We start from the raw sequence: 14,804 nt of genomic DNA on the forward strand, positions 1-14,804 counted from the left end.
TTGCATGAAAATACGAAGGCATTACTTGGCGTTAAGGCGTTCCTTTCCCGCAATTTCTGAGCATACCCCCTTTGAAGCCACTACGCAGGAGCTTGCAAATTTGCTGGATTGCACACATCGCAATATGGTATTGCTGCTCAAGCGAATGCAGCAAGAAGAATGGCTTTCTTGGGAGCCTCGGCGCGGGAGAGGCAACCGCTCTGCCCTTACCTTCCTTGCCAGCAAGGAACAAATCGCGCTGCTTGAAGCGCAGGAAATGATGCAGAAGCAGGATTTGCACTCGGCACTGGAGCTGCTGCAGCAGGCTGAGGATTCTCCTCTGCTTCGCGATCAATTCCAGGAATGGCTGTCCGGCCAGTTCGGCTTCCACTCCGAGGTGCTGGGCAAGCGGCGAACCGATATTTTGCGCTTCCCGCTTCCGCAAACGATCTTCTCCCTTGATCCGGCGGCCATTCATTATACGGGGGAATCCCATCTCGTCAATCAGCTGTTCGATGGACTCGTGCGCATCGACCCAAAGGGTGAGCAAATTTTGCCTCACCTTGCCCATGCCTGGGAGGTGAATGAATCGCGGACGCGCTGGACGTTTTATTTGCGCAAAGGAATTATGTTCCATCACGGGCGTGAGCTCGATTCCTCGGATGTCAAATATTCGCTTGAGCGGCTCAAGCGGCTGGCGCCGCAGGGCTTGTACAGCTGGGTTTATTCCAATATCGTCGCCATGGATACGCCGGATGACACGACCATCCGCATTCAATTGTCCGAGCGTAATGAAGCCTTTCTTCCTTTCCTTACGACCAATCGGGCATCCATCGTTCCCCAGGATGCTTGTGACGCAGCAGGTGATCACTTCGGAGACCGGCCGATTGGAACCGGCCCTTTCCGCTTCGCCGGAAATGAGCAAGGTGTCTGGATTTTGGAGGCGTTTACCGCCTATTTTCAGGGGAGGGCTTTCCTTGACCGGGTAGAGGTATGGACGGTGACGGGCGATACCTCGCAGGATAATCATGCCGAGCTGCAATCGTTCCAAGTCATGCATAATGCTAGGCTGTCCGATGTGGCAGCCGAACGTTGGCAGCAGGTCAGGCAATCCGGCATGACCTGCAAGTTCATAACGGTGAACGAACAAAAGAAAGGCTTGCTCGCAAATCCTGCCATGCGTGCTGCTGTTGACCTTGCCATTGACCGGGCCGGGCTGCTGCAGTTGCTATCAGGAGATGTGATCGAAGGCGTAGACAGCTTCTGGCTGCAAGACGAGGAGACATCACACAACAAAGCATCGCAAAGCTTGGAAGAAATCAAAATGCGGCTTGCCGATGCCGGATATAACGGAGAGCCGCTAATTCTCGCAACGATTCCGCAATATGCAGCAGATGCCCATATGATCAAGCAGGTTTGCGCAAATTCGGGGGTTGAGATCGAAATTAGTCTTATTGGAGCCGAGCAGTTCAAAGGCCAGGCCCGTATGTCTGCCGACTTCCTATTATTCGCGGTCATGCTCGATGAGCATCGCGAACTGAGGCTCATTGATCTGTTCAAGAGCATGCAGCAGCATGCCTCCCCTGAAACCGACAGCATGCTGGAGTCAAGTATTCAGCTTATTTTATCAGAGCCGAATGCCCGTGCACGCATCGCCATCTTCCAAGCTATCGAAGCCGAGCTGAAAAGCAGGCACAGCCTGATGTTTCTCTACCGCAAGCATCTGAAGACGGCCTTCCACCACTCCGTCCGCGGGATCGCTCTCGAATCGCTAGGCTGGGTACGGTTCCGGGATATCTGGTTTACTTAACATCATGCACAACCCATGAACAAACAGAAGAAGGAGCAGCCGCTTCGGAAACTTCTCTCCTGCCCTGACCATAACCAATAGCCCATCGAATGTTTTTGTGTAAATAAATCATAAAAAGCTGCAGCAGCCTCTTTCATGAGACTGTCGCAGCTTTTTATTCATCCTCTAAAATTCATTGTTGACCTATGATCTATGAATAAATATCATGCGAAAATAATAGCGCGCCGCCTTCCCTTTCCTTCACCTTAAGCTGGCCATCCTTTGCAACCGCGACCGGCCCATTCGCCCACTGCTGCCTGTAGGTATCATTGCCCGGCTCGGCATAAACCGCCGTCACCAGCCAGTGGACTCCCGGCTGCAAGTTCATCCTAACGGTAGGAATGACCGTCCGCGGATTCATAAGGTTCGTGTTCGAATTGGGATAAATCAGCTCCGTCTGCCCCGGTCCATAAAGTACACGGATACCGCTGACGCCCCAGGAGCAAACACCGAGAACGCCATGCTCATCCTGCTGCGTCTCCCATCTTCTATCCAGACCCTCCAAGCTTTCAAGTCCAAGCGCAAAGCCGCCATCGGCTGTATCAAGCCCTCTGCTGGTTTCAATGCGATGAACTCGAATATGCCAAGGCGCTCCTGCGATCAGCCAGGTCTTCACCTCAACGTCTGTCCAAGGCTTCCAGCATGCATAGAGCACATTCCCCTCTATCCGGGACTCCTCGTTTTTTCGTTTCACCCGATAAATATTATCCCCTTCAGACAGCGCAAGCATCGAGTCAAAGGCTCCCTGCCCAAGTCCCCATTCCGCACGCGGCACGCTAAAGCCAAATACGTTCGAATAGGCAAATTTCTCATATTTGGCCGACGTATGCGTATGCTCATTCGTTGACGCGTGGCCGGTATTGAACGCGACCAGATGGCTTTTCTCCGGCTGCCTGCAGATGACTAAATGCGGGGCGGGCTGCACAGATATAATTTCCAGCTTCGGCAGCGGCAATTCCTCGGCTTGCCAGAAGGGATGGCTCTCGTCAAGCGCAAGTGGCAAAAAAGCTTTGAGCGCCCAATAGGGAGAGCCCGGAGAGTTGTAGTTTTCCGCCATAATCAGATTCGGATAGGCATAACCGATAGTCAGCGTCCCGTCACGCTGGAAGATGGGCTGCTTAAACCACCAGCGCAAATGGCGAAGCAGCAGCCCTTTCTGCACGCCGTAAGGGATTGCTTCCACCTCGGCATAAGCCATCGCTCCCCAAAAAGCAGCCTGCGCGAAACGGTAAGCCAAGCTTCTGCCGTAAGGAAGCGCCGAGCCATCCTCGGCGAACCAATAGATAAAATCGTTCGCGAACGCCGCTGCTCTTCGTTTATAAAGCTTCGATCTTATAGGGTCCTCTTGCTCCATCACCTTCGCATAGAAGAGACCATAATAATAAATAGCGAACGGCACGTAATAATCGCTATGCGCTTTTACCCCATCAGCATACCAGCCATCCGACAGATAGAACGCGTCGATGCGTTCCAGGTTTTGCTCTACCACCGTTTGATCATAGGGCTCGCCTACCGCCTTCAAGCCGAGATTGACAAGCACCGCAAAAAACAGCCAGTTGCAGTCGTACGCCTTGCGGTCACTCGCCTGCCGGAGCCACGCAGCGAAGTTCTGCTGCTCCTTCGCGCTCAGTGCGCCCCAAAGTTGATCGGGCGCTATCACCAGCGCTAGTCCGTAAGCAGCCATCTCGACGATCCGCTGGTCATAGTCGTTGATGACTCCCCAATATTCCTCGTGCTCCGGATCTGTACCGTTAATAATGCCCTGAACCACTTGATTCCACAGGGTGCTCTCCGATCCACCTGCAATAAGAGGCATAATGCCCCACAGCACCCGTGAGAAGCCTTCCATTCCCGCAACGGCATCCTCATAAGAAGCACTTGTATTTCCAATGCTCACCCGAGCTGAGCCGCTGCTGTAATACGGCTTTAACGGCTCAATGAGCTGGCGCACCGCTAACTGGACATCCCCTCTCGTGCGAAGAGGGTTGCTTGCAATCGGAAGATCTATTTTGAACATCGTAAAGGCTCCTCTGCCATTATCATAATAACAAGTCATTCATTCCTTGCTGGCTAAGCTTTAAAGCCCTACAAAAGCATCCAAATTATGCCACCGTCAAAATAATCGGCTTATCCTTCGTAATGATAATCGTATGCTCGTGCTGTGCTGCAAAGCTTCTATCCGGCATGCGAAGCGTCCACCCATCCGCCTGTTCAACGACATAGTCTGCTCCCGTGGACAGAAAAGGCTCAATCGTAATGACCAGGCCCGCTTTGAGCGTACGCGGATCATGCTTATTGTAAACCGGCGGAATTTGCGGCCATTCATGTACGGCTCTGCCTACGCCGTGGCTGCATAAATCACTAATTACGCTGTAGCCGCCTCGCCTTGCTTCCTGTTGAATGATTTTCCCGATTTCGTTAATTTTCACGCCATGCCGCAGCGAACCGATCACCTTCATCATCGTATGATGAGTGTGGTCGCACAGCCGAAGCACAGGTTCGCTATAAGGAGCTAGCTGGAAAGAATGACCCGTATCTGCGACATAGCCATCTTTCTCCGCGCATACATCAATATTAATAAGATCGCCTGGCTGCAATACACGACTGCCCGGTATGCCATGCGCCACCTCATCATTCACACTAATACAAGTATGGCCTGGAAAGCGGAATGTTTGATTTGGAGCCGAAACGGCACCGTAGCGATGCAAAATACGACCTCCGAGTTCATCCAGCTCCTTCGTTGTCATGCCTGCTACCGTTTGCCGTTTCATCTCGTTCATCGTAAAAGCAACAATCCGTCCAATCTCTTGCAAGCCTTCTATATCTTTTTGCGAACCGACTGTCATCGTAATCCTCCATTTCACTCTTCCCTTTTAATTATTCGTAGTTTAGCATGCTTTGCCGCACTGCACTAGCAACCCCCGCTCATAAATAGTAAAATTAACTACATTAAAAGAAAATTTTGGAGGTATAAGCTTATGGGTGGCATTGGTTTTCCCGGCAGCGGAGTTGGTATCATTTCGCTTGTCCCTTTATTTATGGTCATTATCTTCGTTATTGTCATTGGCGGTATTGTTTATAGCATCTTCAGCCATGCCAAAAACGCTAGCGCAACTAAAGAAACGGTATTCGCGCGCGTCGTGTCGAGGCGCATGGACGTTCGCCATCACGCGAATCACCATAACCACAATGACGTCGGTCATGCGGGAAGCTCCTCCCGCACTTATTACTACATTACGTTGGAATTCGATAACGGCGAGCGCAAGGAATATGTCGATGTCAAAAAATTATACGGCTTGGTCGTAGAGGGTGACATGGGTTATGCATTCATTCAAGGCGATTGGATTATTGATTTTCAGCGCCAAAGTGCCAAATAGACGGGCAACCGTTGTGAGGTCAAAATGTAACCCCGTTGACGAAAACCATCAGCGGCTGCACCCCGAGCGCTGCTCGTTAGGCAGGAAGCGAAATAAAAGTCAAAGCAAGAAGGAGGCAGCTTCCGTATCGGAAACGCCTCCTTCTTGCTTTGTTAGGGCAGTCGATACAACGCGAAGGGCTCGCCATGGCGGAAAGAGTCGCTGGCGGTTTCCAACTCGTTCAGCGTCTCAGCAGATAGCTCAAGCGATGCGCTCTGAAGATTTTCCGCCAGCTGCTCCACTTTAGAGGCCCCTACGATAACCGTTGAAACCACAGGCTGATGAATCAGCCAGGAAAGCGACAAAACACTTGGCGTACAGTCCAATTGGCTTGCAACCTCGCTAACCCGATCCCCTAGCCCGATCGTTCGTTCATTCAGAAACCGCTGAAAGCTCGGGTCCGTCTGGGCTCTTGAGCCTTCCGGCGCCTTCTCCCCTTTGCCATACTTCCCTGACAATATGCCGCCTGCAAGCGGAAAATACGGGATGATGCCCACGCCTTGGTCGAGGCACATCGGGACAAGCTCATTCTCAGGCGTACGATCCGCAAGGGAATAGCTGACCTGCGTGGATACGAAGCGGTTCAGGCCAAACCGATCGCTTATGCCAAGCGCCTTCATAAGCTCCCATGCAAAATAATTGGATGCGCCAATGTAACGCACCTTGCCTGCCCGAACCATATCCTCCAGCGCTCTCATCGTTTCCTCCAGTGGCGTCCCCGGATCAAACGTATGGATTTGGTAGAGATCCACGTAATCGGTTTTCAGCCGTTTCAGGCTGCCTTCAAGCTCCATCTGCAAATGATAGCGGGAAGAGCCGCGTTCATTCACGCCTGTCCCCTTTGGCAATCCCGCTTTGGTCGCGAGTACAACGCTTTGCCGGTTCCCCTCAAGCACCTGCCCGATGATTTTCTCCGATTCGGTGCCTGCATAAATATTGGCTGTATCCAAGAAGTTGATGCCATGATCCAGCGCGTAATGAATAATTTTTTTGGATTCCTCGAAGTCGGCACGCTTTCCGAAAGCATTCGTGCCTAGGCCGAGCGCAGAAACTTGAAGCCCGCTGTGGCCAAGATGACGATATTGCATATGTTTCAGCTCCTTTTTCCCATAAATAAGCTTTCCGTATTTTTTATTATAGCCTACTTTCAAACGGGAACTCGCGCCGAAATTCTGATATGATAAGAACAAATCGATAAATCGGAACAAATGTTTCCGTCTCCCGAAAGGAACCAAAGGCTATGAGCGTTCAATTGACCACTCGCGTCATTAAATCGTTATGCGGCGATACCTTCTTCGAGAGAGGGCAAGCTTATTATAGAGCAGGGAAAGTAGATATTGAAGCCGTTAATTCCCTGCAAACCAATTTCACTATCAGGATACAGGAAGATAGCAGCTACGAGGTCATCATAGATATCAAACGCAATGGGGATGTCGACGCCGACTGCTCCTGCCTTGCTTTCAGCACGTATGACTTTTATTGCAAGCATGTCGCTGCAGCTCTGCTTCAAATTCGCGATTTTCAAGCGCAGCAGGGTAACGCCAAACGTGTCTACCCTTCGCTGCTTCATCCGGAGGATCAGCCTTACGAGGATGAGGAAGAGGATGAAGATGCATTTGAGAATAACGGACATCTTACTCCCCGCTACGCCGGGAATGAGGAACTTGAGGAAGTGGATACTCGAATTGCAGGCAGCATGCTCGGTCTATTCGGCAATCGGCCGCCAAGGTCCAGGAAGAGCAGCTCGCTCATTGACACGAGAATCTTGCTCGACGCAGAAATCACCTGCAAGCTCTATCCTTATGGCTACCGAAAGCACTTATTTGGCATTGAGCTTAAAGTAGGGCCAAAACGCTTATATATCGTCCAGCGAATACGAGAATTTTTGGAGAAGGTCGAGCGCAGAGAGCCTTTTGTTTTTTCTAAGCACTTCACGTATGATCCCACTCATCATTGCTTTCGTCCCGAGGATGATGCTGTGCTGACGCAGCTCTATGAGGTATACCGCCAAGAATCGTTGTACCGCCAAATGTCCAATCGCAATCTTTACTTAGGGGAATCCCCAGCCAGCGGCGAGCGGCTGCTTCTCATTCCCCCATCTTCTTGGGACTCGCTGCTGCCGCTGCTTCTCGCTGCTCCATCCGTGCAGCTTGCCTACGCCAACCGTGTATTTACGGGTATAACGGTGAGCGATGAGCCGCTGCCGTTAAGCTTTGCTTTTGATCAGGCAGAATCCGAAAGCTATCAGCTTAAAGTAGAAGGCTTGGAAGAGCTGACGATTATGGAAGAGTACGGACTTGTCCTATCCAGCGGCAAGCTGCTGAAGGTGAAGTCCGATGCTTGCAAGCAGCTGCTTGAGCTGAAGCAGCTGCTTGATACTTCGCGCAAGCCAAAGGTGCATATCGCACCGGAGCAAATGGAGCCTTTTATGGAGAAGGTCATTCCCGGCTTGATGAAGCTCGGCAGCGTTGCGATTGCCGAGACTATTTCCGACCGCGTTCTCCAAACTCAGCTGAAAGCCAAGCTTTATTTGGACCGGCTTAGAGATCGGCTGCTTGCCGGCCTTGAATTTCAATATGGCGATATCGTTATTAATCCGCTTGAAACCGGAGACACGAAGCGCGGCACCGACCGCATTCTGCTGCGCGATGGCGAACAAGAGCGTCGTATTTTGGAGCTGATGGAGCTGGTGCCTTTTGCCAAGACCGAGAGCGGCTATATTATGGAGGACGAGGACTCCGAGTTCGAATTTCTGCATAACGTCGTTCCGCAGTTGGAGAAGCTGCTTGCCGTATATGCTACCTCAGCCGTGAAAGTCCGAATTGTAACGAAGCATGCTCCGCCTAAAATATCCGTTCAGCTTGAGGAGCGAACCGATTGGCTTGAATTCAAATTCGATATGGACGGCATACCCGAGTCCGAAATTCGCAAGCTTTTAAAGTCGCTAGAGGTGAAACGTAAATTCCATCGGCTGCCTGATGGGGCATTATTGCCGCTCGATGGCGCGGAGTTTCAGGAAATTATTCGTTTCTTGAATGAGGTTGGCTTGCGCCAAGGCGATATTGTGGGCTCAAAATTCCGTGTCCCAACCGTTCGAGGGCTGCATCTCATTGAAGCGCAGGATAACGGAAAGACGATAAAGCTAGGCAAGTCGTTTCGACGACTGCTGGAAAACATGCGAAATCCGGACAACTTGGATTTCCCTGTGCCAGAGGAGCTCTCCCCCGTGCTTCGCGATTATCAGAAATATGGCTATCAGTGGATGAAAACATTGGCCCATTACCACTTCGGAGGCATTCTGGCAGACGATATGGGACTCGGAAAGACGGTTCAGGGAATCGCCTTCCTGCTCTCTGTGCTGCCCGAAATACGGGAGCGCAAGCAGCCGGCACTAATCGTATCGCCTGCATCGCTTGTCTACAACTGGTTGAATGAGCTCAAAAAGTTCGCACCCGGCATTCGTGCCGTCATCGCAGATGGATCGAAAGCAGAGCGCTCCGCGGTACTAAAGGGAAAATCTGAAGCGGATGTCATTATTACCTCCTATCCTCTGCTGCGCAGGGATATCGAACAATACGCAAAGCAAAGCTACCATACGCTCATCATGGATGAAGCGCAATATTTCAAAAACCATACGACGCAGACCGCACAATCCGTCAAAGCCATCGACGCCGCATACCGCTTTGCGCTAACCGGAACACCAATCGAAAACACGCTGGAGGAGCTTTGGTCAATCTTTTGCGCGGTATTCCCTGAACTCTTTCCTAACAGGCAAGCGTTTAACGAGCTCACACGGGAGACGGTTGCTAGACGGGTTCGCCCGTTTCTGCTGCGCCGACTGAAGAGTGACGTACTGAAGGAGCTTCCGGACAAAATCGAATCGATTCAAGCGTCTGAGCTGCTGCCGGAGCAAAAGCAGCTGTATGTCGGTTTTCTAGCTAAGCTGCAGCAGGAAACGGTTAAGCATCTGAATGAAGAGGGCTTTCAAAGAAATCGTATCCGGATCTTGGCAGGAATCACAAGGCTTCGCCAACTTTGCTGCCATCCTGCACTGTTCGTCGAAGGTTACGAAGGTAGCTCCGCCAAGTTCGAGCAGCTGCTGGACATTATCGATGAATGTCAAAGCGCAGGCAAGCGGTTGCTCATCTTCTCCCAGTTTACAGAGATGCTTGGCCTCATTGGCCGAGAGCTGGGATACCGCGGGGTTCCCTACTTTTATTTGGACGGGCAGACGCCAGCCTCCGAGCGCGTCGCACTCTGCAACCGGTTCAATGATGGCGAACGCGAAGTCTTCCTGCTGTCGCTAAAGGCAGGCGGTACCGGGCTGAACCTCACCGGCGCTGATACGGTAATTCTGTACGATCTTTGGTGGAATCCGGCCGTCGAGCAGCAGGCCGCTGACCGCGCGCACCGTATCGGCCAGAAAAATGTTGTGCAAATCATCCGCTTGGTCACGCAAGGCACGGTCGAGGATAAAATGTACGAGCTTCAGCAGAAGAAAAAGAACCTGATCGACGAGGTCATCCAACCCGGTCAGGAGGCGCTGTCGTCCTTAAGCGAGCAAGAAATTCGAGAAATTCTAATGATCCAATAACTCGGCGCAGCACCTCAGCAGCTTTGATGGTAGGTTATGGTTTTAGCTTTAAAATTTATCTGCGAAAAGATCGGGTTATCTCTTAAAAAAGGTCAAGCTTCGGGGTTCCTCCCGCAGCTCGACCTTTTTTTAGACTGTTATTTAATTAAAGCGCAGATTCTGCCCGCAGGATTTAGCTCGCGCAATCCCTTCGTCATCATTTATAAGGGCGCGCCCTCACCCCATAAGCCGCAGAGGACAGTTAACCTTTCATTTCACGATCAAGCATTTATCCACGCCTCTAGCGTTGTGAAAGTGCTTTTCGCAGCATCTACAGCTTGGAGGCCTTGTTCATCCGAAATAACGGATTGCTCAACCAGTTCACGGAATTCAGCCCATTTGGCTCTAGTCTCAGACCCGTATGCGTTAAAATATTGCGTGCCTTTGCCCTCTGTTTCTGCTTCAGGCAGAAATTTACGTACTTGTTTCGTAATCATCTGTCCGCCCATTGTCGATCCTTCAATAACATACAAGTAGCCAAGTGCCTGGGCGGTCGAATAAAACTCAGGCAGTTCGGTACATTCCGGCAGTTGTGCGACCTCTTCTTGGGTTCGCCCAAGAGCGAGCAAATCGCTCTCAAGTAATGGGGATTTAGCACGCTCCCGCAACGATTCTCCGATTTCACCCCAACCCGTTAATTGAGCGATTAACCGCTCAGCCGGTTTAATGAAGCCATAAAACTTTTCCAAATAGACGATATATTGTTCCAAAGATAGTGTCTGGTTCATGATTGCTTTGGCATAGGGATTGTTTTCGATTTGATCATGGTTCGAGGCTGTTTCTTCACGTAAACGATTCATTATGCTCATAGGTCATTTCTCCTTTTTGTTTCACAAATTCTTCAATACACAGGAACACATCAAACACGCCATTTGTATACGATGACTAGAACTCCAATGAACCTATTAAGCTTGTATTCATTTATTATAACCTCTCGAATTTCATTACTCAAAATAGAACTTTCTTATAGCGTTCCACAGCTATAGACCAATAGCCATTCTCCCTATCTATCACTAGAGGGCAAGTATCTTCAATTGATACTAGCAGATTTTAATAGAGATAGGGATAATGACCAGTACGAACAATCTATCACGTACGTATACTTACAGTATAAAGCTGCTTTAGAAAACGATAGAGAGGAGAATTGGAAAGCATTCATTCTGTACAAATGCGTGCTCAACATGAAAGTTTAGGAAGAAGAAGGAGTGCTGCTGCATACCAACAAAGCTTTATCCTTGAAAAGAGGTTAGGACATGAACGATTTTACGGTTATCACCACCATCTGTGCATTCCTGTTAACCATTAGTTTCATTTTCTGGCGCCCGCAAGTCAATGAAGCTATACCCGCTTCGATTGGAGCTCTCCTGGTTTTTCTCAGCGGAAGCGTGACTTTTGCAGACCTTGGGAAGATTACGGAAACGATAGGCGGAGCAGCCGTCACCATTATCGCAACGATTGTAATGGCTATAGTGCTTGAGAGCTTCGGCTTCTTCTACTGGGCCGCCGAGCTGCTCACCAAGTCAGCAAGAGGCTCTGGCATTCGCCTGTTTTGGCTGACAAATCTATTTTGTTTCCTCATGACGCTCTTTGTCAATAATGATGGAAGCATCCTAATTACAACACCTATTCTATTGCTAATTCTTCGAAATATGCGCCTGAAAAACCATCAAAAAATACCTTATTTGCTATCTGGAGCACTTGTCGCAACGGCTTCCAGCGCACCTATTGGCGTAAGCAACATCGTAAATTTAATCGCCTTAAAAATCGTCCATATGGACCTTTATATGCATACGGCTATGATGTTTGTTCCTGCTACGCTTGGGCTTGTCCTCCTAACGCTCCTGCTGTTTGCTATCTTTTATCGCACACTCCCAAAAAAACTGCCGTCCCTTGCTAGCTGGAACTTCATGCCTGGCAGCCATCCTTTGAAACAAACCATACCGCAAGAGAATCGCAACCGCTTTATGTTCAATATTCTAATATTCGTGTTCTGTGTTCGCATTAGCCTGTTCGTCGCCTCTTACCTTCATTTTTCCGTAGCTGCTACAGCTGTCATCGGCTCTGCCCTGCTGCTCGGGTGGCGCTGGCTCCACTTGAAAATCTCCCCTCTGGACATGCTTAGAAAAACACCGTGGTATATTTTAATTTTCGCCTTCAGTATGTACGTCATTATCTATGGGCTCAACAACATCGGCTTAACCGAATGGCTGATTCAACTGCTCAAACCTATTATTTCCGGCAGCTTGCTGCATGCTAGCTTCATTATGGGTGGCCTATTAAGCGTTCTATCCAATTTATTCAACAATCATCCAGCTTTAATGGTTGGCACGCTTACATTAATGAATACAGGCCTCGACCCGCTAACGCTAAAAATTGCCTACCTCGCCAGCGTCATCGGTAGCGACATTGGTTCCCTCCTGCTTCCGATTGGCACGCTTGCCACGTTGATGTGGATGCATATCGTTCGCAAGGATGGCGTGCGGATCAGCTGGGGGCAATATATAAAAGTAACTTCTCTTGTCATTCCGGTTACGGTTATTTTCACACTATTGCTATTATCCTATTGGGTCTCATGGATTTTCTAAAGCAAAGGGACCTTCCATCTGGAAGGCCCCTGCATTTTATCGTTTGCCCATCTATGCTCTAAACGCGAAACAACCCATAACCGCCAAGTGGAATAACAGGATCTTTATCGATCGCAAGGCCTTGAGATTGGCCATGAAAAGCAACGTCGACCAGCCATTGCGTAAAACCCGCAACCTCCATCGCGTCAAGCTCCTCCAAAGCAAAAAAGCCGGCTGCGTCTACTTCCACGTTGTCAGGAACAGGATCACCGCTTACATACTCCATCTCAAATGCCACGTAGAGATTATGAATGCTTCTTGGCTGATCGCGCAAGGCAACCACATTTTTCACAATGGCTTGTATGCCGCACTCCTCAAGAACTTCCCGCTCCACGGTGTCCTGAATCGCCTCCAGTTGCTCGATATAACCGCCCGGATTCGTCCATTTTCCTTTGCCAGGCTCTTGAGCCCTGCGAACAAGCAAAATCTTCCCATCCCGTATAACTAGCGCCCCAACCCCAATGCTATAGCTTCCCCAGTGAACAAAGCTGCAGCTTGTGCAGGCCCTTCTTATCGTTCCATCCACGTCACGGCTTTCCAGCTCCGAGCCGCATGTCATGCAAAAATTCGCTTCCACCCGATTCACCTCTGTCTCAGTCTCATCAGATTATACGAATTATTTCAGCTTCTGCATAGCCTGTATCCGCGATAGACAAGCCTAAAGCACAACTTCCACTTTGCATGCTTAAGGATCACGTTTGAAAACAAGCTCAGCATGCAGGTATAATGACCCTAATGAATCAAAGCCTAGGAGGAGAAACTTATGCGTTTTGTAAGCAATAAAGGAATAACAGATCCTACGCTAAACCTGGCGTTAGAGGAATATATATTACGCTCTTTGCCTGATAATGATGATTATCTTCTCTTCTATATCAACGAGCCTTCCATTATTATCGGCAAAAACCAGAACACCGTGGAAGAAATCAATGCTGAATATGTAGAAAGCAACGGCCTGCATGTCGTGCGCAGACTATCCGGCGGCGGGGCGGTCTACCATGATTTCGGCAATTTGAATTTCAGCTTTATTATGAAGGACGACGGAAAGTCCTTTCATAACTTCAAAAAGTTTACCGAGCCCGTTGTACGCGCGCTGCAAGGATTAGGCGTAGACGCTGAAATGACGGGGCGCAACGACCTTCAAGTCGGTGAGCGGAAAATATCCGGTAACGCCCAATTTTCGACGAAGGGTAAAATGTTCAGCCACGGTACACTGTTATTTGATTCTGAAATCGACAATGTCGTATCCGCACTAAAGCCTAATGCTGAGAAATATGTATCCAAATCAACGAAATCCATTCGCAGCCGCGTTGCCAACATTACGGAGTTTCTAAAGGAACCGATGACGGTAGAACAGTTCAGGCAGCGTCTCCTTCATTCGATCTTCGAACAGGCCGAGGAAATACCGTTCTATGAGCTATCCAACCAGGACTGGGATAATGTTCATAAGCTCGCCAACGAGCGCTACCGCAGCTGGGAATGGAATTATGGACGCTCACCCGCCTTTAACGTGCAGCAAAAGAAACGCATTGAAGGAGCCGGGACGTTCGATGTCCGTTTGCAGGTGCAGGACGGGATAATCGTGGATGCCGCGATTTTCGGAGATTTCTTCGGACGAGGAGACAGCAAGGAGGTTGCTCTGCAGCTTATCGGTACCCGCTACGAGTCGTCCGCTCTGAAGCAGCTTCTCGAAGGAATCGATTTAAGCTTCTACTTTGGCCCCGTTTCGAAGGAAGACTGGCTAGAGCTGCTTCTCTAAAAACTTGTTTAATACCCCCTATATGTTATGATCTGGCATCCTCAGGTTTTAGCTCATATAGGGGTATTCACTAGAATCGGAATGAAGATACCTTTCTATATAGGCTCAACTAGAGTTTCTCGCATTGATCGCTGCGCGAGTAGATCATTCTATCGGGTCGCGGTTGCAGTCAGGTTCTTAGCTTGACTAAGACTAGTAAAGCTATGAATTCGGCTACTAAGACGAACACTTCGTTTCTCTAGTACGATCCTCTCGCTTTACTTATCCTTTATTTCTTTCGTCAACTTATCTATTTCTCCAAAACCAGGTCATAGCCGATCCATTTGGAGCCTCTGAGCTAAATTAGATCTATTTTTTAGACCTATTTCAGCTATTTCGGCTATCTACGCCGGATTAGATCTAAAAATTACACTAGCCTTGCAAACAACCTAACATCAATCCAAATTTTATTTCGAAATGAATAATTTTACAATTGAATTCCTTCTCTTAAAAGAAAAAGAATAGAGGAGGCTTAATTGTAGGTGGTTACCATTTTATGGTATTATTC

At 49.3% G+C, this 14,804-nt stretch carries 10 protein-coding genes; 5 read left to right on the plus strand and 5 right to left on the minus strand.

The window, feature by feature from the left end; genetic code table 11:
• Positions 1 to 4 precede the first annotated feature (4 nt).
• Positions 5 to 1,789 carry an ABC transporter substrate-binding protein gene (locus E0496_RS25470; protein ID WP_141504562.1) on the plus strand — a complete coding sequence of 595 codons (1,785 nt, stop codon included), beginning with the start codon at positions 5 to 7 and terminating at the stop codon, positions 1,787 to 1,789.
• Positions 1,790 to 1,979: 190 nt separating this feature from the next.
• Here E0496_RS25470 and E0496_RS25475 read toward each other — a convergent pair whose 3' ends face one another.
• Positions 1,980 to 3,845: a DUF2264 domain-containing protein gene (locus E0496_RS25475; RefSeq protein WP_141504563.1), complete on the minus strand. Its 1,866-nt coding sequence runs from the start codon at positions 3,843 to 3,845 to the stop codon at positions 1,980 to 1,982.
• A gap of 85 nt (positions 3,846 to 3,930) precedes the next feature.
• Positions 3,931 to 4,674, minus strand: a complete 744-nt coding sequence (gene map, locus E0496_RS25480) for a type I methionyl aminopeptidase (RefSeq protein ID WP_141504564.1) — start codon at positions 4,672 to 4,674, stop codon at positions 3,931 to 3,933.
• Between the two features lie 132 nt (positions 4,675 to 4,806).
• Here map and E0496_RS25485 point away from each other — a divergent pair, with 132 nt between their 5' ends.
• Complete coding sequence (locus E0496_RS25485; RefSeq protein WP_141504565.1) at positions 4,807 to 5,205, plus strand: DUF2500 domain-containing protein; 399 nt, start codon at positions 4,807 to 4,809, stop codon at positions 5,203 to 5,205.
• Between the two features lie 152 nt (positions 5,206 to 5,357).
• On the opposite strand, the gene E0496_RS25490 is transcribed toward E0496_RS25485, so the two are convergent.
• Positions 5,358 to 6,332 carry an aldo/keto reductase gene (locus E0496_RS25490; protein ID WP_141504566.1) on the minus strand — a complete coding sequence of 325 codons (975 nt, stop codon included), beginning with the start codon at positions 6,330 to 6,332 and terminating at the stop codon, positions 5,358 to 5,360.
• 152 nt (positions 6,333 to 6,484) lie between these two features.
• On the opposite strand from E0496_RS25490, the gene E0496_RS25495 reads away from it, so the two are divergent.
• On the plus strand, positions 6,485 to 9,838 hold the full coding sequence (locus E0496_RS25495) for a DEAD/DEAH box helicase (protein ID WP_141504567.1): 3,354 nt from the start codon (positions 6,485 to 6,487) through the stop codon (positions 9,836 to 9,838).
• A 260-nt stretch (positions 9,839 to 10,098) separates the two neighbouring features.
• Here E0496_RS25495 and E0496_RS25500 read toward each other — a convergent pair whose 3' ends face one another.
• Positions 10,099 to 10,686, minus strand: a complete 588-nt coding sequence (locus tag E0496_RS25500; protein ID WP_141504568.1) for a biliverdin-producing heme oxygenase — start codon at positions 10,684 to 10,686, stop codon at positions 10,099 to 10,101.
• A 444-nt stretch (positions 10,687 to 11,130) separates the two neighbouring features.
• On the opposite strand from E0496_RS25500, the gene E0496_RS25505 reads away from it, so the two are divergent.
• A complete protein-coding gene (locus E0496_RS25505; protein WP_141504569.1) occupies positions 11,131 to 12,462 on the plus strand; it encodes an arsenic transporter in 1,332 nt (443 codons plus the stop codon).
• Positions 12,463 to 12,520: 58 nt separating this feature from the next.
• Here E0496_RS25505 and E0496_RS25510 read toward each other — a convergent pair whose 3' ends face one another.
• A complete protein-coding gene (locus E0496_RS25510; protein ID WP_241674992.1) occupies positions 12,521 to 13,060 on the minus strand; it encodes an NUDIX domain-containing protein in 540 nt (179 codons plus the stop codon).
• A 204-nt stretch (positions 13,061 to 13,264) separates the two neighbouring features.
• Here E0496_RS25510 and E0496_RS25515 point away from each other — a divergent pair, with 204 nt between their 5' ends.
• The gene (locus E0496_RS25515) at positions 13,265 to 14,257 is read left to right on the plus strand and encodes a lipoate--protein ligase (RefSeq protein WP_141504571.1); all 993 of its coding nucleotides are present in this window, start codon (positions 13,265 to 13,267) and stop codon (positions 14,255 to 14,257) included.
• Positions 14,258 to 14,804 lie beyond the last annotated feature (547 nt).

The sequence above is a fragment of the Paenibacillus luteus genome, from assembly GCF_006542765.1.
GTDB classification, from domain to species: Bacteria; Bacillota; Bacilli; order Paenibacillales; family Paenibacillaceae; genus Pristimantibacillus; species Pristimantibacillus luteus.